This is a genomic window from Delftia sp. JD2, assembly GCF_001682645.1.
Lineage (GTDB): Bacteria > Pseudomonadota > Gammaproteobacteria > Burkholderiales > Burkholderiaceae_C > Comamonas > Comamonas acidovorans.
In genome coordinates, this window is record NZ_LFJT01000004.1 from 40,876 (window position 1) to 60,143 (window position 19,268).

The following is a 19,268-nucleotide window of genomic DNA, read 5'->3' on the forward strand; positions in this document are numbered from 1 at the left end:
GTCTTCTCCTTGGGGGTCAGTACGGCCCGGGCCACAAGCCCGGACGGCATGCATGCACTGTAGAAAATGCCGCCGCCGCGCACCATTCGGACGGCTACGCGCGGCGCTGCGTAGAAATACGGAGAAGCCAGGCGCGCTGCTGGGCGAGGAGGTGGCGCTTCAGGCGCCTGCCGCCGTGTCCGCCAGGCTGGCGTAGCGGCGTATGAGCTGGGCCAGGCTGGGCGCCTCCAGCTTGGCGAAGAGGTTGGCCCGGTGCGTTTCCACCGTGCGCGGCGACAGCTCCAGGCTGCGGCCTATCTCCTTGTTGGTCAGGCCCTGCACGATCAGCGCCAGCACCTCGCGCTCGCGTGCCGAGAGCTGGGCGAAGCGCTGCTGCGCATCGCGGTCGGCCTGCTGGCGTTCGCGCGACTGCACATGCTGGCGCACTGCGCCTTGCAGCGCGTCGATCAGCACTTCGTCGTCCACGGGCTTTTCCAGGAACTCGGCCGCGCCGGCCTTGAAGGCGCGCCGGCACATGTCCACCGTGCCATGGCCGGTGAGCATGATCACGGGCTGGTCCACGCCCTGCTCCACCAGCCGGCCCAGCAGGGCCAGTCCGCCGATGCCGGGCATGCGCACGTCCATCACGATGGCGCCTATGCCCTGGCGGTCCAGCCCTTCGAGAAAGGCCAGCGGATCGGCCCAGCACTTCACGCGCAGGCCCACGGTGCCGATCAGCAGGGCCAGGCTGTCGCGCACGGCCTCGTCGTCATCGACCAGATGGATCAGCGGGGACAGGTCTTGGGCAGGCGCGGCAGTCATGGGTTCGGTGGTGGTGGTGTGGATGCGGTGGGGGCGGCGCGTGCCGTGGATGCATTGGCGCATGCACTGGCGCACGCAGCAGGCAGCAGCAGCTCGAAGCGGGCTCCGCTGCCCGGTCCCGAGGCGGCCAGCTCCAGGCTGCCGCCCATGGATTCGGCCAGGCTCTGGCTCAACGTCAGGCCCAGGCCCAGCCCCTGGGCGCGGCCCGTGGCAAACGGGGTGAACAGGCGCTGGCGCATCTCGGGCGCCACGCCGGGTCCGCTGTCCTGCACCGCCACCAGCAGGCGGGTGTCGCGTCGTTCCAGCTCCACCCGCAGATGGCGTGTTGCGGGCGGCTGCTCTTGCATGGCCTGCAGCGCATTGACCAGCAGGTTGTGCAGTATCTGCTGCACGGCCACGGGGTCGGCCTGGGCGGCGGGCAGATCGGCGGCCTGCACTTTCATCTGCACCTTGACCTGGACCTGGCGGCGCCGCAGCTCGGGCTCCAGCAGATAAAGCGCTTCGGCAACGGCCTGGTTCAGATCCAGCGGCTCGGCCTGGGGCGCAAGCCCCGGTTGCTCCACCAGGCGGCGCAGCCGGCCTACCACGGCGGACGCACGCTTGGCCTGCTCGGCCGCCTGCGTCATGGCCTGGCGGGCGGCGTCCATCTCGGGCGGGTCCTCGGCCAGCAGGCGGCGCGCGGCCTGGCTGTTGGACAGCACGGCCGTCAGCGGCTGGTTCAGCTCATGCGCCATGCCGGCGGCCAGTTCGCCCAGCGTATTGAGCCGCGCCACCTGGCCCAGCTGCAGCAACTGCTCGGCGCGGCGGCGGGCCACGCGCTGGCGCAGCAGGGCGCGCAGCGCTGCCACGGCCAGCGCACAGCCCAGGGCCCAGCCCAGCATGGCCGTCCAGGGCAGCACCGAGGCGTCCAGCGGCTGGCGCAGGTACAGCACCAGCGGCTGGCTGGGTGAGGCCAGGGTCTTGCTCACCTCCCAGGACCATGTGTTCCAGCCTGGCGAGCCGGTGCTGCCTGGCTGGATCAGGAATTCCTGCCCGCCCAGGGCCAGCCAGGCGCGCACCGGACTGGTGGCCGGTGGCATGGGCCATTCGTCGGCGGGAATGGTGGCGCGCAGGTCCAGCAGCAATGCATAGCTGGCCGGCAGCCCGGCCTGCACCAGGTACAGGCGGCCCCGGGCCAGATCGGCCAGGGCCAGTTCGGCATGGCCGCTGGCCTGGGAGCGGCGCTCGGCCTCGGCCATGCCGTGCGGCCAGGGCGCGGGCCAGGACTCGCCTGCGGCGGCCGAGCGGCGCGCCACATCCAACACCTGCGGATACAGGCGCGGCAACTGCTTCCATGAGGCCTGGTCGGGCGCGGGCTGACGCGGCTGCAGCAGCGCCAGCGTGCCCAGGATGGCATCGTGCTGCACCATGCGCTGGCTCAGCAGCCGGTGGGCAATGCGGGCATCGGTATCGAAGACCTCGCGCAGCGACTGCAGGCGCCCATGCGCCAGCCAGGCCGCGCCGCAGCCTGCGGCCACGGCCCAGGCCAGCACCCACCCCGCTGATCGCTGCCATCCATCCATGGCGCGGATTCTGGCATGAGGCCCGCGCAGGCAGTGGTCTAATCCGCAGCACCCCCACCTATCGCAGCGCAGCATGGCCGAGTCCACTCCATCTACCGCCAACGCACCCGACTGGATGGCGCCGCACAGCCTGCTGCGCATCTCGGTCGTTGTGGCGCTGCTGACCATCGTGCTCAAGACCCTGGCCTGGTGGCTCACGGGCTCGGTGGGCCTGCTGTCGGACGCGCTCGAATCCTTCGTCAACCTGGCCGGTGCCGTGTTCGCGCTGACCATGGTCACCATCGCCAAGCGGCCGGCCGACACCGATCATCCCTATGGCCACCACAAGGCCGAGTACTTCTCTGCGGGCTTCGAGGGCATCCTGGTCATCGGCGCCAGCCTGGCCATCGCCTGGGCGGCGCTGGCGCGGCTGTGGAACCCGCAGCCGCTGGAGCAGCTGGGCTGGGGCCTGGCGCTGTCCGTGGTCAGCTCGGCCCTCAACGGGCTGCTGGCCGTGGCCATGCTGCGCTCGGCGCGCCAGCACCGCTCCATGGCGCTGGAGGGAGATGCCCGCCACCTGCTCACCGATGTCTGGACCTCGGCCGGCGTCGTCATCGGCCTGATCGGCGCATCGCTCACGGGCTGGCTGTGGCTGGATGCGGCCGTGGCCATAGGCGTGGCGCTCAACATCTGCGTGCAGGGCGCGCAACTGGTCTGGCAGTCGTCCCAGGGCCTGATGGACCAGGCGCTGGACGCGCCCGAGCGCCTGCGCATCGACACCGTGCTGGACCGCCATGCGCACCGCGAGCAGGGCGTGGTCTTTGACAACATCTCCAGCCGGCGTGCCGGCGAGCGCAGCTTTGCCGACCTGCACATGCATGTGCCCGGCGACTGGAGCGTGGCCCGCGCCGCGCGGCTGCGCACCGAGATCGAGGCCGAACTGCTGCAGGCCGTGCCCGGCCTGTATGCGCGCATCGAGCTGCTGCCCCTGGGCATGCAGACCGCCATGGAAGCCGCCATCGAGGCGGCAGGCCAGGCGGACACTCCTTCCCCATCCACCGACAAGAACACCGAACAATGATCAGCATCCTGCAGCGCGTGAAACAGGCCCGCGTGGAAATCGACGGCCAGGTCGCCGGCAGCATAGGCCCCGGCCTGCTGGCCCTGGTCTGCGCCGAGCGCGGCGACACCGAGGCCGAAGCCGACAAGCTGCTGGCCAAGATGCTCAAGCTGCGCATCTTTGCCGACGACGCGGGCAAGATGAACCGCAGCGTGCAGGACCTGGACGGGCAGGGCGCCTGCGGCGGCCTGCTCATCGTCAGCCAGTTCACGCTGGCGGCCGACACCGGCGGCGGCAACCGCCCCAGCTTCACGCGCGCCGCGCCACCGGCCGAGGGCGAGCGCCTGTACGACTACATCGTCCAGCGGGCGCGCGCCCTGCACCCGGAAGTCGCCACGGGCCGCTTCGGGGCCGACATGCAGGTGCACCTGCTCAACGACGGGCCCGTGACCATTCCGCTGTCGATAGCTCCGGCCACCGCGGCATAGCGCGCCGCAGACCTGCTGTTCTGGGGCGGATTCTGGCGCGATCTGCGAGCACGTCCTGGCCGGAAAAGCCCCGCAAAGCCCGTATTCTTGCGGCCTCAGCATTCATCGACAGACCGACGACCATGAAGAACCATCCGTTCAAAGCCTCCACCCTGGCCCTTGCCATGAGCATGGCCCTGGCGTGGAGCGGCGCGGCCGGCGCCGACACCCTCAGGAAGCCCGCGCTGGACGCGCTGGCCCAGGCGCAGCCGGCACCCACCGACTTCGCCAGCTTCCTGAAGCAGGCTGCGGCCGCGCAGCCTGCCATCGCCCAGGCCGTGCAGCGACATGCGGCAGGCCAGGCGCTTGCGGGGGAGGACCTCGACCACATCGCCCGCCTGCTGGGCCTGTACACGCGGCTGACGCAGGAGCAGGCCGTGCTGGCCAGCATCGAGCGCATGGTCGCCCTGCCCACGGTGCGCGACCCCAAGGTGCCGCCGCACGAAAGCCCGGCCATCCTGGCCTTCGGCGAACTGGTGCAGCAGATGGCCAGGGATTTCGGCCTGCAGTACCGCAACGTGGACAACCGCATCTTCGAGGTCACCCTGCCTGCGAACGCAGTGAACGCGGGCACCGATGAATTCGGCATCCTCACCCATGCCGACGTCGTACCTGCCGTGGCCGCCGAATGGGTGCTGGACGGCAAGCAAATCAACCCATTCGAGGTTACCTTTGTGCCCGGCAACAGCGGGCTCACCCTGATGAGCCATCCCCCGGTGCTTGTCCCACCCATGCCTGATCGGATCTACGGGCGCGGCACCATCGACGACAAGGGCTCCATCGCCACCGTGCTGTTCGCCATGAAGGCCGTCAAAGACAGCGGCCTGCCCCTGTCGCGGGGAATACGCCTCATGATCGAGACCACCGAGGAAACCGGCGGCGACGCCATGAAGTACTACCAGGGCAAGACCACGCTGCCTGCCTACAACATCGTGCTGGACAGCAAGTACCCCGCCGTCGTCGCGGAAAAGGGCTCGGGCGCGCTCAAGGCCGTGTTCGATGACGTGAAGATCGACCCCGCCCGCCCGGCCATCACCGCCATGGCCGGCGCCGCCTCGGCCAACGCCATTGCCCAGACCGCCACCGCCACCATCACGGCCAGCGACGAAGCCGCCATTGCCGCCATCGCCGCGCGCCTGCAGGCGGCCAAGGGTGACTTCACCACGAGCTATGCAGGGCAGGGCGGGCCGTTCACCATCGACATCCAGCGCAGCGGCACCGCAGCCACCGTCAAGGTCACGGGCACCTCGGCCCACGGCTCGCGCCCCGAGGAAGGCGTCAACCCCGTGCCGCGCCTGACGCTGTTCCTGCAGCAGGTGCTCATGCCCACCGATGGCGTGGCCCTGGTCCAGCCCAATGCCTACAGCAACGCCCTGCGCTACATCAACGGCGCCTTCGGCCTCGACTACTTCGGCAAGCAACTGGGCGTTGCCTATGCCGACGACTTCATGGGCCCGCTGACCCTGTCGCCCAACCTCATCAAGGCGGCAGACGGCAAGCTGGAAGTCACCACCAACGTGCGCATGCCGCGCGGCAAGACGCCCGAGCAACTGCGCGCCGAAGTCGAGCAACGCATCACCCGCTGGAGCGCGGCCGCCAAGGTCCCCTTGACCCTGCAATACACCCAGGGCAACTGGATGGCGCGCGACCCCAAGGGGGCCTGGCTGTCCACCCTGCTCAACATCTTCGGCGACACCACGGGCCTGGACGCCAAGCCCGTGCCCACGGCCGGCAGCACCACGGCCAAGCTCATGCCCAACGCCATCAACTTCGGCCCTGCCATGCCCGGCAAGAAGTACACGGCGCACAACGCGCTCGAATACAAGGAACTGCCCGACCTGCGCGCCGACATGCAGATGTTCACAGAAATGCTGGTGCGCATCGGGAATCTGAAGCAGATGCAGTGATCATTCACTGGGATGTAAAGAAAGGCGCCTTGTGGAAGCAAGGCGCCTTTTTATTCCTGGGACAAGCCATTGAAGGGGATTGGCAATTTGATACAACTGCCTGCGGGAGGCTGCAATGCAGGATATCAAGGGCCAGGATCTCAAGACCATTCTCCATTCCAAACGCGCCAACATCTATTACCTTGAGCACTGCCGTGTCCTGGTCAATGGCGGGCGGGTGGAATATGTGACCGATGCCGGCAAGCGCAGCCTGTATTGGAATATTCCCATTGCCAACACCACCAGCATCCTGCTGGGCACCGGCACCTCCATCACGCAGGCGGCCATGCGGGAACTGGCCAAGGCGGGCGTGCTGGTCGGCTTTTGCGGCGGCGGCGGCACGCCTTTGTTCAGCGCCAATGAAGTCGATGTGGAAGTCGCCTGGCTCACTCCGCAAAGCGAGTACCGCCCCACTGAATACCTGCAGGCCTGGGTCCAATTCTGGTTTGACGATGAACTGCGCCTGCATGCCGCCAAACAATTGCAGGCTTTGCGATTGCAGCGGCTGCAGCAGGAATGGGGTGCACGTGCCTTGCGTGAATCCGGCTTTGCCGTGGACATGGAGCGCCTGAAGGCTCTGGTGCAGCAATTTGCGGCGCTGATGGCCAATGCGCCCGATGTCATGACACTGCTGACCGATGAGGCACGGCTGACCAAGGCCTTGTTCAAGCTCGCTGTGGACGCCGTGGGATATGGCGAATTCACGCGCGCCAAGCGTGGCACCGGCACCGATGCAGCCAACCGCTATCTGGACCATGGCAACTACCTGGCCTACGGACTGGGCGCCACGGCCACCTGGGTGCTTGGCCTGCCCCACGGTCTGGCCGTTCTGCATGGCAAGACGCGGCGCGGAGGCCTGGTGTTCGATGCGGCCGATCTGGTCAAGGATGCGGCCATACTGCCCCAGGCCTTCCTGTCGGCCATGCGCGGCGACGACGAGCCGCAATTTCGCCGCCAATGCATCGAGGCGCTCACGCGCAGCGAATCGCTGGACTTCATCATCGACACGCTCAAGCGCATTGCCGTCGACACGGCGCGCCTGGCCGGCGCGCCCACAACGCCCACAACGCCCGGCGCTGCGCAGGAGGCCGACACATGAACGTGCTCTTCGTCTCCCAGTGCAGCAAGCGCGCCCTCACCGAAACGCGCCGCATCCTCGACCAGTTTGCCGAGCGGCGCGGCGATCGCACCTGGCAGACGCCCATCACCGCGGCTGGGCTCGACACCGTGCGCAAGCTGCTGCGCCAGACCGCGCGCAAGAACACCGCCGTGGCCTGCCACTGGATACGCGGGCGCGACCACAGCGAACTGCTGTGGATCGTGGGCGACGGGCGCCAGTTCAACGCAGAAGGCGCCGTGCCCACCAACACCACGGCCAGCAACGTGCTGCGCGCAGAAGACGAAAGCCACTGGCACCACCTGCCACTGATCACGGCGCTGGCCGCTTTGGCTGCCCTGGTGCATGACCTGGGCAAGGCCACCCAGGCATTCCAGGACCGGCTGAAGAATCCGGGCCTGCGCGAGCGCAACCACTACCGCCATGAATGGGTGTCGGTGCGGCTGTTCCAGGCTTTCGTGGGCGGCGACAGCGACGCGGCATGGCTGCAAAGGCTGGCAGCCTGTGTAGATGAGGCCGCCGACGCCCGGGCCTTTGAGGCGCAATGGCTGGATCACCGCAGCGGCCGCCTTCTGCGCGATGGCCTGGACGAGCCGCAGGCCAGCCAGCATCTGCCGTTCAAGGTGCTGCCGCCGCTGGCCACCGCCGTGGCATGGCTGGTTCTGACACACCATCGGCTGCCCTGCATGCCGGTCGCTGCAGGCCGGCAGGAGTCCGACGACGAGCTGGAGCCCGACCGCCGCCAATGGTGCCGCTTTGGCGCGCGCCCGCGCTTCGTCAACAGCAATGAGATGGAGCAGCTGCTGCAGCGCATCAGCGCTGACTGGAACGAGCCGCGCGAGAAAGCCGATCCGGCAAAAGTGCGCTCCCATTGGGACTTCCCGCAGGGCCTTCCGGTGGCCACGGCCGCCTGGCGCAAGCAGGCGGCGCGCTATGCGCTCAAGCTGCAGGAACTGACGGGCCGGTCGCTTGACGCTGCAAGCCTGGGCGATCCGTTCACGCTGCACCTCTCGCGCCTGTGCCTGATGCTGGCCGACCATCACTACTCCAGCATCGAGGACGAAGCGCGCCGCCAGCCTTTCCGCAACGCGGGCTATCCGCTGTACGCCAACACCCGGCGCAAGAGTGCAGCTCCAGGTGCCGCGTCCGCGTTCAACCAGACACTGGACGAGCACCTGCTCGGCGTGCAGGCCCATGCCACGCTGGTGGCGCGTTCGCTGCCCACGCTGGCGCGCAGCCTGCCGGCCCTGCGCAGCCATCGCGGCCTCAAGAAGCGCAGCAGCAATGCGCGCTTCCAGTGGCAGGACAAGGCCGCCGACCTTGCTGCCAGCGTGCGCCACCGGGCCGCCAGCCAGGGCGGCTTCATCGTCAATATGGCTTCCACCGGCTGCGGCAAGACGCTGGGCAATGCCCGCATCATGAACGCGCTGGCTGACCCGGGCGTGGGCATGCGCTGTGCCTTCGCCATCGGCCTGCGCACGCTCACGCTGCAGACGGGGCGGGTGTTCCAGAGCGACCTGGGCCTGGGCGACGACCAGCTCGCCATCAAGGTCGGCGGCGCGGCCAGCCGCGCGCTGTTCGAGTACTGGCAAGCGCAGGCCGAGGCCACGGGTTCGGCCTCGCGCCAGGCGCTGCTCGACGAAGGCGGGCAAGTCCTGTTCGACGGCAATGACCAGCACCCACTGCTGCAGCGCCTGACCGACGATGCGCAGGTGCGCTCGCTGATCGCCGCGCCCGTGCTGGCCTGCACCGTGGACCACCTCACGCCCGCCACCGAAAGCCTGCGCGGCGGCCGCCAGATCGCGCCCATGCTGCGCCTCATGACGGGCGACCTCGTACTGGACGAGCCCGATGATTTCGACATGGCCGACCTGCCCGCGCTCACGCGGCTCGTGCACTGGGCAGGCCTGCTGGGCTCACGCGTGCTGCTGTCCTCGGCCACCTTGCCGCCAGCGCTGGTGGAGGGGCTGTACCTGGCATACTGCGCCGGGCGCGAGATCTTCCAGCGCCATCGCGGCGAGCGGCCCGGGGAGCCCGTGGCCATCTGCTGCCTGTGGGTGGACGAGTTCCACCAGCAGGCACTGGACTGCGCCGATGGCGCAGGGTTTCGCACAGGCCATGAAGGCTTTGTGCAAAAGCGCGTGGCCCAGCTCGCCCGGGCCGAGGTGCGACGCCTGGCTGCCATCGCTCCCCTGCCTGCCGGCTGGCAGGGGCTGGACCCGGCCGCGCGGCGCCGGGATTTTGCGCGCATCGCGCTGGAGCATGCATGGCAACTGCACCAGCAGCCGGGCAACCATGGCATCGATCCCGCCAGCGGCAAGCGCGTGAGCTTCGGCCTCATCCGCATGGCCAACATCGAACCGCTGTTCGACGTGGCCGTGGCCATGTATGGCCAGGGCGCTCATGCACCGGGCGTGCGTGTGCACCTGTGCGTCTACCACTCGCAGTTTCCGCTGCTGGCGCGTTCCAGCATCGAGCGGCACCTGGACACCGCGCTGGACCGCCGCTCCCCCGATGGCGCAGACCCCATCTTCCAGAGGCCGGCCATCCGCGCATTGCTTGATGCCAACGATGAGGTCAACCACCTCTTCATCGTGCTCGGCTCCCCCGTCACCGAAGTGGGCCGCGACCACGACTATGACTGGGCCGTGGTCGAGCCCTCGTCCATGCGCTCGCTGATTCAGCTGGCCGGACGCGTGCGGCGCCACCGGCCGGGTGCGGTGCAGGAGGCCAACATGCGGGTGCTGGACAGCAACCTGCGCGCTTTCGAGCATCCAGGCAGGGCGGCATTCTGCAAGCCGGGTTTCGAGATGGAGCCGGTGGATGACAAGGCGGACACGGCGCGGTACTTCCACCTGCGCTCGCACGACCTGCAATCGCTGCTCGCCAAGCACACCAAGGGTGAGCACCTCTGGCCCGTGGATGCCCGCGCACGCATCGAAGTGGCCAGGGAGCAGTTCCACCCGGCCAGGAACCTCGTGGACCTGGAACACGCCCGCCTGCACGACACCATGCTGCCGCGACCCGCAGACAGCCCGGATGCCACGCCGGTGCTGCGCGCCGCCAGCCTGCACTGGGCCAGCCCTGCCTGCTTCTGGCTCACGGGCCTGCTGCCGCAGTTCCAGCGCTTTCGCTACGACCCGCTGCCGCGCGTGGATGTGGTCTTTCTGCCGGACGACGAGGAAGAGGGCTTGCACCTGCACCACGTGGTCGATGGCCAGCGGCGGGGCGACAAGCTCCATGTGCTGGTGCAGGACAGCCTGCTGCACCGGGAGCCATTGGACCCACGGAAGGGGTCTGTCACTGCATGGGGGCAGGCCGACCTGATGCAGGAACTGTTAGCCCTGGCGGAGGACAAGGGGCTGGCGCTGGATGCCTGTGCAAGCAAGTACGCCACGGCCAGCCTGCCCGACAAGGCACAGGGCTGGCGCTGGCATGGCGTGCTGGGCTTTGTGGGCCGGGCCTGAGGATCAGGCGGTATGCAGCTGCATCGGATGAACTTGCCTCACGGACGCCTGCAACTCCGCGTTCAGCTCTGCCGTGCGCAGGTCGTAGGCGGTCTGAAGGTTCAGCCAGGACTGAGCGTCGCCCCCAAAGAAGCGGCTCAGCCGCAGCGCCGTGTCGGCCGTGATGCCGCGCCGCTCCAGCACGATGTCGTTCACGCGCGAGGCGGGAACGTGCAGGTGCCTGGCCAGCGCGTTGGCGCTCATGTCCATGGGCTTCAGGTAGTCCTCGCGCAGGACTTCACCTGGGTGTATGGGGCGCATGCCGTTTTTAAGCATGTCTTTCTCCTGTGCCCCTCATTGCCGGGAGGCGCCGGTTCCCAAGCCGCCGATGCGGCAGCGAAGGCATGTCATTGTTCGTCAGTGGTAATCCACTATCTCTACGTCAACCACTCCCTTTTCCGTCCAGACAAAGCAGAGGCGCCACTGGTCGTTGATGCGGATGCTGTGCTGGCCCTGCCGATCTCCCACGAGCATTTCCAGGCGATTGCCAGGAGGGCTGCGCAGAAATTCAAGTGTCACAGCCGCATCCAACTGAGCCAGCTTGCGCTCCGCCACGCTCTGGATGTTGGCGAACCGGCGGGTCTTGCCGCTGGTGAACAGGCGCTGGGTTTCCGGGCACTTGAAGGAAGTGATCGCCATAAGTCAGGAATTTTATACCGTTTACCGTTATTCGGTATATCGCTTTGCAGCACAAAGGAAACGAAGCGCAGAGGAGCAAGACCACCCGCACCGTTCGTTGAAGGACATCGTTGCAGACCACGCAGATCGTGGGTTTGTTCTGAATTTCTTGCAAGGAGGAGAAGCAATGCCGCCCACCCCAAGCGCCATGCGTTGGCATGACGCCATCGCCATCTTTATCCAGGAACGGCTTCAGGCCAAGCTGGACAAGCTGGCCGAAGATGACCCCAAACGACAGGAGCTGCTGGCTCAGCACCAGCGCGATACCTGGATGGAAGATGCCGCCCGCCGGGTGACGCAAATCCAGGCCGTCACCCACTCCCTCAAGCCCATACACCCCGACGCGCGCGGCACCAATCTCTATGTGGAGCCGGCCAGCCTGCCCGTGCTGCAGGAACTGGGCAGCCATGCGCTGGGGCAGTCCTTCTCTGGCGATGTGGTGGGCAATGCGGCGGCGCTCGACGTCTACAAGTTCCTCAAGGTCGAGGTGGACGGCACCAGTCTGCTGGCCGCGCTGCTGGCGCAAGACCTGGGCGCGCTCCAGGCCCTGCATGAGGACCCGCAGCAGGCCATGGGCTTGCGCGATGCCTTCGTCGGCCTGACCCAGCCGCGCGCGGGCGCACCCAGTTCGCACACGCGGGCCAAGCAGCTGTACTGGCTGACGGGCAGCGATGCCTGTGCCGATGAAGGCTATGAATTGCTGGCGCCGTTGTTTGCCACCTCGCTGGCTCATGCCGTGCATGCGCAGGTGCAGGAAGACCGCTTTGGGGAAAGCAACAAGGCGGCCCGGCAGGCGCGGCGCGAGCGCAAGGCGCATGACGGCGTCTTCCATGACTACCCTGGGCTGGCCGTCCAGAAGATGGGAGGGACAAAGCCACAGAATATTTCCCAGCTCAACAGCGAGCGTGGCGGGGTCAATTACCTGCTGGCTTCGCTGCCACCGGTCTGGCGCAGCAGCGATGTACGGCTGCCGGTGCATGCCAGCTCCGTGTTCGACAAGCTGTTCATCGGCCGTCCCGAGGTGCGCAGCACGGTGCGCAAGCTGCGTGCCTTCCTTGCGACCGACCCGGAGCCCAACCTGCAAACGCGCGAGCGCCGTGAAGCCTTCATGGATGCGCTGATCGATGAAATGGTCTCGCTCGCCGGCGAAGTGCAGCAGACCCTGCCCGCTGGCTGGAGCCGCGATTCGGAACGCTTCGGCAAGCTGGTGCGTGAAGAGCAGCTGTGGCTGGACCCATTGCGCACCGAACTGCGCGATGAGGCAGATTTCGCCCGCGAATGGCTTTGGATGGACTGGCCTGCCGAGGTAGGCAAGCGCTTTGCCAACTGGCTCAACAGCCAGCTGTTCGGCCAGTTGCCTGTGGGCGACGCCGAGGCGCGTGTGTGGCGGAAAGAGCTGCTGACCGATGAGGATGGTTTTGTGCAGCAGTTGCGTGAACTGCGCAAACGGATTGAAGGCAAGGGGGACTCGCAATGAGCCAGTCTCCACAAGCGCTTCTCGTTTTTCCCCATCTGCGCGTCCAGAACGCCAACGCCATCTCCAGCCCGCTCACGCACGGCTTCCCCTCCATCACCGCCTTCACCGGCCTGATGTGGGCGCTGGAGCGCAAGCTGGCGCAGGCCGGCATCCCCTTGCGCCTGCACGCGGTGGGCGTGGTCTGCCACCACCATCAGGAGCAGGTGACGCAGGGCTATGTGCGCAGCTTCAACCTCACGCGCAACCCGGTGGACAAGGACGGCAGCACCGCCGCCATCGTGGAGGAAGGGCGCATCCACCTCGACATCTCCGTGGTCTTCACCGTCTCGGAAAAACGCGACCCCGGCTCCAACTCGGCCCCGACCCTGGTGCAAAGCGCTGCCGAGCCGATGCAGCAATGGGCCGATGAAGCCGGACAAATCCTGTCGCAAATGCGGGTGGCCGGCGGCAGCCTGCTGCCATCGCGCGCCGCGCCCGGCAGGCGCGTGCGCCCCAGGCTGGCCGTGCTGGCAGAAGACGCCACCGAGCGCAGCCGCCAGTTCCGAGAATGGCGGCGCCAGTGGCTGCCGGGCTTCGCCCTGGTGGGGCGTGACGACCTGCTGGCCGACCGCCTGCACAGGCTGCGCGACAAAGCGGCGCACACCACGCTGCTCGACGCCTGGCTGCATGCATCGCGTTTCAACCACGAGCCCGTGGCAGCGGCCGAAGGCCAGCCCCCGCCTGCCGATGGCAAGCAGCCATGGGCAGACCCCTGGCGCGGCCCGGGCAGCGGGTGGATCGTGCCTGTGCCCGTGGGCTATGCGGCACTCTCGCCATCACATGCCGCAGGCGAAGTGCTCAACGCCCGCGATGCCACCACGCCGCTGCGCTTCGTGGAGTCGGTCTACTCGCTGGGCGAATGGATCAGCCCGCACCGCCTCACCCATCTGGAGCAACTGCTGTGGCATGCGCACACCGATGAAAAGCGGGGCCTTTACCGCTGCCGCAGCGGCTACGTCCCGGACCCCGCAGCCGTGGCCGACCCTGACGACGCCGCAGCCCAGGAGCAGGAAGACGACGACAGCTATGCATACACCTGACCCGCGTCCTTGCACCGCCGCCTTTCACACCGTATTGCCAAAGGATTGAACACCATGTCCAGCACCCTCAAGACCGCATCCGTCCTCGCCTTCGAACGCAAGCTCGACCCCTCCGACGCCGTCTTCCACGCAGGCAACTGGGATGACCGGGCGGCCTCCGCCTCCTGGCCCTCCGTCAAGCTGCGCGAGAAATCCGTGCGCGGCACCATCTCCAACCGCCTCAAGACCAAGGACCAGGACCCGGCCAAGCTCGACGCTGCCATCGAAAACCCCAACCTGCAGACCGTGGACGTGGCAGCCCTGCCCGCCGATGCCGACACGCTCAAGGTGCAGTTCACGCTGCGCGTGCTGTCTGGCGCAGGCACCCCGTCTGCCTGCAACAGCGCCGAATACCAGGCCAGGCTCGCACAAACGGTGCAGGCCTATGCCTCGGCCCAGGGCTTTGCCGAACTGGCCAACCGCTATGCGGCCAACCTGGCGAACGGGCGCTTCCTGTGGCGCAACCGCGTGGGCGCGGAAAGCGTGCAGGTGCAGGTGGTGCAGCTCAAGGATGGCAAGGCCGGGCAGGCATGGTCGTTCGATGCGCTGGCCCACAACCTGCGCACGCTGGAGCAGCCTGATGAGAAAGTGGCTGCGTTGGGCAGCGTGATCGCGCAGGGGCTTGAGGGCAAGGCCCATGTGCTGCTGCAGATCACCGCCTTTGTGCGCCTGGGCGCGGGCCAGGAAGTCTTCCCCTCGCAGGAGCTGATCCTCGACAAGGGCAGCACCAAAAAGAGCAAGACGCTCTACCAGATCGGTGAAAAAGGCCAGGAGGTCGCCGCCATCCACTCCCAGAAAATCGGCAACGCCCTGCGCACCATCGACACCTGGTACGACGGCGCGCAGGACCTGGGCCCTATCGCGGTCGAGCCCTACGGCTCCGTCACCACCCAGGGCAAGGCCTGGCGCCAGCCCAAGCAAAAGCAGGACTTCTACACCCTGCTGGACGACTGGCTGCTCAAGGACAAGGTGCCGCCCGTTGAGCAGCAGCACTTCGTGATGGCCGTGCTGATCCGTGGCGGCGTCTTCGGCGATGCGAGCTGATGGCCATGACCTCGCACTACATCGACATCACGCTGCTGCCTGACCCGGAATTCAGCCACGCCCACCTGCTGGGCGCGCTGGTCGCCAAGCTGCACCGCGCGCTCGTGCAACTGGGCAGCGCGGACATAGGCATCAGCTTTCCCGGCTACAGCCTGCGTCCGCGCACTCTGGGCACCATCCTGCGCCTGCATGGCAGTGAAGCCGCGCTGCGCGGCCTGATGGAACAGCCCTGGCTGCAGGGCATGCGCGATCACGTGCACTGCACGCCGCCAGCTTTGGTGCCAGAGGGCGCCGTGCCCTACCTGGTGCAACGCCGGCAATTCAAGACCAGCCCCGACCGCCTGCGCCGCCGCCGCATGCGGCGCAAGGGAGAAACCGCTGAACAGGCCGCGGCCGCCATCCCCGACAGCGTGGAGCGCACCCCGGACCTGCCCTACGTTCAACTGCGCAGCGCCAGCACCGGCCAGCCGTTTTGTCTGTTCGTGGAGCAGAAAGCGGTGCAGGGCACGGTGGGCCAGGAAGGCTTCAACACCTACGGGCTGAGCCTGGGAACTGCTGTTCCCTGGTTCTGACCCTTTTTTTTGGCGGCCTGAAGACTGCCTTGTAAATCAACAGCTTGGCGGATGCCCCGGAATTTGGGGTGTTTGCCAGCTGGAGGTGAAAGCTCTTTCAAAATCAATGGATTAGGGAATTTTTTGCCTAGTTCGCTGCCGCGTAGGCAGCTCAGAAAGTCACCCAGGCCATCCGCCGCTATGACGAGCGGTTCGCTGCCGCGTAGGCAGCTCAGAAATCCAAAAACTTGAACGAGGGCACGTACTGCAGGTTCGCTGCCGCGTAGGCAGCTCAGAAAATCAGCATGTCATTTAGCATCAGTGCACCCCGGTTCGCTGCCGCGTAGGCAGCTCAGAAATTCAAGCGTAAGGGGGTGCTGGACAGGCCGCTGTTCGCTGCCGCGTAGGCAGCTCAGAAATGCAAGCACTCGGACAATTACAGGCCCTGAGCGTTCGCTGCCGCGTAGGCAGCTCAGAAAAGTCGCAGAGTTGACGCCTGATATAGATCCAGGTTCGCTGCCGCGTAGGCAGCTCAGAAAATCGGGCGTACCTTCGTCCTGGTCTACAACGAGTTCGCTGCCGCGTAGGCAGCTCAGAAAAACCAGTTCTTGAAGGACCAGGCCCAGCTCAAGTTCGCTGCCGCGTAGGCAGCTCAGAAAAGAAGGCCGGCGACATGACCGAGCAGAACTACGTTCGCTGCCGCGTAGGCAGCTCAGAAATGACCGTCGAAGAGGTGACCAATTTCCTCGGAGTTCGCTGCCGCGTAGGCAGCTCAGAAAACAGGCGTCGCGCTTGTTGTGCTCTTGACCAGGTTCGCTGCCGCGTAGGCAGCTCAGAAAGCGTGGCCTCATACACAGCGGCGGCCTGAGTGGTTCGCTGCCGCGTAGGCAGCTCAGAAATGTGTCGCCAGCCTTGATCCGAGACAGCGTTCGTTCGCTGCCGCGTAGGCAGCTCAGAAATGCAGGCGGATCTGCAGGAGGCCTACCGCGAAGTTCGCTGCCGCGTAGGCAGCTCAGAAATTCCGCGACTGGGCCGGAGACCATACGGAGTAGTTCGCTGCCGCGTAGGCAGCTCAGAAAACCGACGCCAACTGCAGCGCTGGCAATGGATCGTTCGCTGCCGCGTAGGCAGCTCAGAAATCAGGCCTCCAGGCGTTCAACGCGCAGCACGGGTTCGCTGCCGCGTAGGCAGCTCAGAAATTAGCCTGCACCAACTTCGAGTGCGGCCACACGTTCGCTGCCGCGTAGGCAGCTCAGAAAAAGAGGACTTTGGAGCGCTTGCTGGCATCTCAAGTTCGCTGCCGCGTAGGCAGCTCAGAAAGTAGCGCGGCGGGCGCGACACGTCGAAGAAGGGTTCGCTGCCGCGTAGGCAGCTCAGAAAAAGCGATCTACCTGCGCCGCGCCATGGCCGAAGTTCGCTGCCGCGTAGGCAGCTCAGAAAAGCAGTAGAAGTGCCGCCGCTGCCCTGGATGGGTTCGCTGCCGCGTAGGCAGCTCAGAAAACCCGGCCGAGGAGGTCACAGCCGCGAACTGGGTTCGCTGCCGCGTAGGCAGCTCAGAAATCTTCGTCATCGACTTGAGACAAGAGAGCGCAGTTCGCTGCCGCGTAGGCAGCTCAGAAAAGTTCGCCACCGCTCGGGCGCATCCACCACGCGTTCGCTGCCGCGTAGGCAGCTCAGAAAATGAAGCTCAGGCGGTGGCCGTTGAACCGGGCGTTCGCTGCCGCGTAGGCAGCTCAGAAACCTGCTGTCCCTGCGTGTCACCGAGATCGCGGGTTCGCTGCCGCGTAGGCAGCTCAGAAATTGAAGAGCCACTCGGCCGGCATCTTGTCCGGGTTCGCTGCCGCGTAGGCAGCTCAGAAAATCAAGGCCGCGATCCTGTCGGGCCGCATCGGGTTCGCTGCCGCGTAGGCAGCTCAGAAAGAAAGGCCCCAGCCAAGGCAGCCGCAAACACCGTTCGCTGCCGCGTAGGCAGCTCAGAAAAGCAGAGCACGACGCGACGCACTGGTGCGACAGTTCGCTGCCGCGTAGGCAGCTCAGAAAGGCCAGGCCCAGCTCCTACCTCAACGCTCAGGGTTCGCTGCCGCGTAGGCAGCTCAGAAAAGGAGCACCAGCCGCATGCTGTTCGGCAATCAGTTCGCTGCCGCGTAGGCAGCTCAGAAAATCAAGCGCGTGCACGGTGAAGGCCACCTCACGTTCGCTGCCGCGTAGGCAGCTCAGAAATGACCAAGACATCTGCTGTGGCCGTCCGTGAGGTTCGCTGCCGCGTAGGCAGCTCAGAAATCTACGAAGAGATCCACATCGAGCCAGGCTTCGTTCGCTGCCGCGTAGGCAGCTCAGAAAGGCCTGAGCAATGCCGGGCGCGACCTCCGCATGTTCGCTGCCGCGTAGGCAGCTCAGAAAAGATGGCGACGCTGCAGCTCGATCTCCGACTGGTTCGCTGCCGCGTAGGCAGCTCAGAAAACAGCCACAGTAGCGACCAGCGAGAGGGCTACGTTCGCTGCCGCGTAGGCAGCTCAGAAAAGGCCTTCACGCGACCCGCGACGTTGATGCTAGTTCGCTGCCGCGTAGGCAGCTCAGAAAAGCACCCGCTGCGCCACGAAGTCGATGGCGTCGTTCGCTGCCGCGTAGGCAGCTCAGAAAATCAGGCCCGGCGTCTGGTATGCGCTGGATAAGTTCGCTGCCGCGTAGGCAGCTCAGAAATGCCCGAGGACTGGACCATGCCGACGATGGGCGTTCGCTGCCGCGTAGGCAGCTCAGAAATGGCACGTCTGCACGAGGCCCATGCGGGCCTTGTTCGCTGCCGCGTAGGCAGCTCAGAAATACAAGGGAACCAGCATCGAACTATCAAACCAGTTCGCTGCCGCGTAGGCAGCTCAGAAAATCACGCCGGGCCCCGACAAATTCACGCTGGGGTTCGCTGCCGCGTAGGCAGCTCAGAAAGTGGCGAGCCAGATCAATGACGCTTGGCTCCAGTTCGCTGCCGCGTAGGCAGCTCAGAAAAGGAAGGCGAGCGGCAGGTAGAGATAGCCGGCGTTCGCTGCCGCGTAGGCAGCTCAGAAATGGACCCGAGAAACTGCTGGTGGCTGGCGTCAGTTCGCTGCCGCGTAGGCAGCTCAGAAAATCTGGTCCTAGCTAGGAGCGTCGTGCGAAGCGTTCGCTGCCGCGTAGGCAGCTCAGAAATCAACCCATGCGATAGCGCCAGGCGCGGGCGTGTTCGCTGCCGCGTAGGCAGCTCAGAAAATCCGCCGCGCTCGGCCAGAGCCTTGCACTGCGTTCGCTGCCGCGTAGGCAGCTCAGAAATGCAGGGCCTTCGTCCGGCACATGCACCAGCGGTTCGCTGCCGCGTAGGCAGCTCAGAAAATCACGCACCTCCATCATTGCCGTAAAGACGAGTTCGCTGCCGCGTAGGCAGCTCAGAAAGACATAGAGCTGCTGCGTGCCGTCTCCGGCTAGTTCGCTGCCGCGTAGGCAGCTCAGAAAAGCAGCTCGCGCGGGTCGGAAAAATAGCGCTCGTTCGCTGCCGCGTAGGCAGCTCAGAAATTCCGTGGTCGGTCGCTCCACCGCCACGCTGTGTTCGCTGCCGCGTAGGCAGCTCAGAAAAAGGGCTGGTTGCCCTCTCCGCGAATTTCGCAGTTCGCTGCCGCGTAGGCAGCTCAGAAATTGCCGAAGGCGTTGCGGTTTTTCTTCTCGACGTTCGCTGCCGCGTAGGCAACTCAGAAATAGAGATGGATCCGGATCGACACTTCCGTTCCGTTCGCTGCCGCGTAGGCAGCTCAGAAAGCCGACGCCTGTGACCATGTCGCGGCGCACGTGTTCGCTGCGGCGTAGGCAGCTCAGAAAGGCCCTGCTTTCCGGGGCACCATCGCAGATAGGTTCGCTGCCGCGTAGGCAGCTCAGAAAAT

At 66.2% G+C, this 19,268-nt stretch carries 13 protein-coding genes and 1 CRISPR repeat array (1 of these 14 running past the window's edge); of the genes, 9 read left to right on the plus strand and 4 right to left on the minus strand.

Translation table 11 applies throughout. The features are described 5' to 3' along the window. Window positions 1-159 precede the first annotated feature (159 nt). Entirely contained in the window at window positions 160-801 is a 642-nt protein-coding gene (locus tag ACM14_RS03290) for a response regulator transcription factor (protein WP_065345396.1), read from the minus strand. After that, window positions 798-2,363 (minus strand): sensor histidine kinase, encoded by a 1,566-nt coding sequence (locus ACM14_RS03295; RefSeq protein WP_065345322.1) that lies wholly within the window; start codon window positions 2,361-2,363, stop codon window positions 798-800. Before ACM14_RS03295 ends, ACM14_RS03290 begins: the two co-directional genes overlap by 4 nt. Before the next feature lie 73 nt (window positions 2,364-2,436). Between ACM14_RS03295 and ACM14_RS03300 the strand changes: the two genes are divergently transcribed. The 5 genes from ACM14_RS03300 to cas3f all read left to right on the plus strand — a co-directional run bounded on the left by ACM14_RS03300 (window position 2,437) and on the right by cas3f (window position 10,459). Further along, window positions 2,437-3,423 carry a cation diffusion facilitator family transporter gene (locus ACM14_RS03300; RefSeq protein WP_065345323.1) on the plus strand — a complete coding sequence of 329 codons (987 nt, stop codon included), beginning with the start codon at window positions 2,437-2,439 and terminating at the stop codon, window positions 3,421-3,423. Beyond that, a complete protein-coding gene (gene dtd / locus ACM14_RS03305; protein WP_012203138.1) occupies window positions 3,420-3,890 on the plus strand; it encodes a D-aminoacyl-tRNA deacylase in 471 nt (156 codons plus the stop codon). The genes ACM14_RS03300 and dtd overlap by 4 nt, the downstream gene beginning before the upstream one ends. A gap of 122 nt (window positions 3,891-4,012) precedes the next feature. Next, the gene (locus ACM14_RS03310) at window positions 4,013-5,836 is read left to right on the plus strand and encodes a dipeptidase (protein ID WP_065345324.1); all 1,824 of its coding nucleotides are present in this window, start codon (window positions 4,013-4,015) and stop codon (window positions 5,834-5,836) included. Between the two features lie 115 nt (window positions 5,837-5,951). Further along, window positions 5,952-6,974, plus strand: a complete 1,023-nt coding sequence (gene cas1f, locus ACM14_RS03315; protein ID WP_047219648.1) for a type I-F CRISPR-associated endonuclease Cas1f — start codon at window positions 5,952-5,954, stop codon at window positions 6,972-6,974. Next, entirely contained in the window at window positions 6,971-10,459 is a 3,489-nt protein-coding gene (cas3f, locus tag ACM14_RS03320) for a type I-F CRISPR-associated helicase Cas3f (RefSeq protein WP_065345325.1), read from the plus strand. Before cas1f ends, cas3f begins: the two co-directional genes overlap by 4 nt. 3 nt (window positions 10,460-10,462) lie before the next feature. Here cas3f and ACM14_RS03325 read toward each other — a convergent pair whose 3' ends face one another. Together ACM14_RS03325 and ACM14_RS03330 are read right to left on the minus strand one after the other, a co-directional pair. Further along, complete coding sequence (locus ACM14_RS03325) at window positions 10,463-10,774, minus strand: HigA family addiction module antitoxin (protein ID WP_012203141.1); 312 nt, start codon at window positions 10,772-10,774, stop codon at window positions 10,463-10,465. An 81-nt stretch (window positions 10,775-10,855) separates the two neighbouring features. Further along, a complete protein-coding gene (locus ACM14_RS03330) occupies window positions 10,856-11,137 on the minus strand; it encodes a type II toxin-antitoxin system RelE/ParE family toxin (RefSeq protein WP_043789322.1) in 282 nt (93 codons plus the stop codon). Window positions 11,138-11,303: 166 nt separating this feature from the next. Between ACM14_RS03330 and csy1 the strand changes: the two genes are divergently transcribed. Genes csy1 through cas6f form a run of 4 tightly spaced genes read left to right on the plus strand, consistent with a single transcriptional unit; the run spans window position 11,304 to window position 15,387 of the window. Further along, window positions 11,304-12,653: a type I-F CRISPR-associated protein Csy1 gene (gene csy1, locus ACM14_RS03335; protein ID WP_065345326.1), complete on the plus strand. Its 1,350-nt coding sequence runs from the start codon at window positions 11,304-11,306 to the stop codon at window positions 12,651-12,653. Then, on the plus strand, window positions 12,650-13,732 hold the full coding sequence (csy2, locus tag ACM14_RS03340; RefSeq protein WP_065345327.1) for a type I-F CRISPR-associated protein Csy2: 1,083 nt from the start codon (window positions 12,650-12,652) through the stop codon (window positions 13,730-13,732). Before csy1 ends, csy2 begins: the two co-directional genes overlap by 4 nt. 54 nt (window positions 13,733-13,786) lie before the next feature. Next, window positions 13,787-14,815: a type I-F CRISPR-associated protein Csy3 gene (csy3, locus tag ACM14_RS03345; RefSeq protein ID WP_016451881.1), complete on the plus strand. Its 1,029-nt coding sequence runs from the start codon at window positions 13,787-13,789 to the stop codon at window positions 14,813-14,815. Window positions 14,816-14,820: 5 nt separating this feature from the next. Further along, window positions 14,821-15,387 carry a type I-F CRISPR-associated endoribonuclease Cas6/Csy4 gene (gene cas6f, locus ACM14_RS03350; RefSeq protein WP_065345397.1) on the plus strand — a complete coding sequence of 189 codons (567 nt, stop codon included), beginning with the start codon at window positions 14,821-14,823 and terminating at the stop codon, window positions 15,385-15,387. Between the two features lie 130 nt (window positions 15,388-15,517). Then, a CRISPR array of direct repeats spans window positions 15,518-19,268; the repeat unit is 28 nt; unit sequence GTTCGCTGCCGCGTAGGCAGCTCAGAAA (it continues 1,017 nt past the right edge of the window).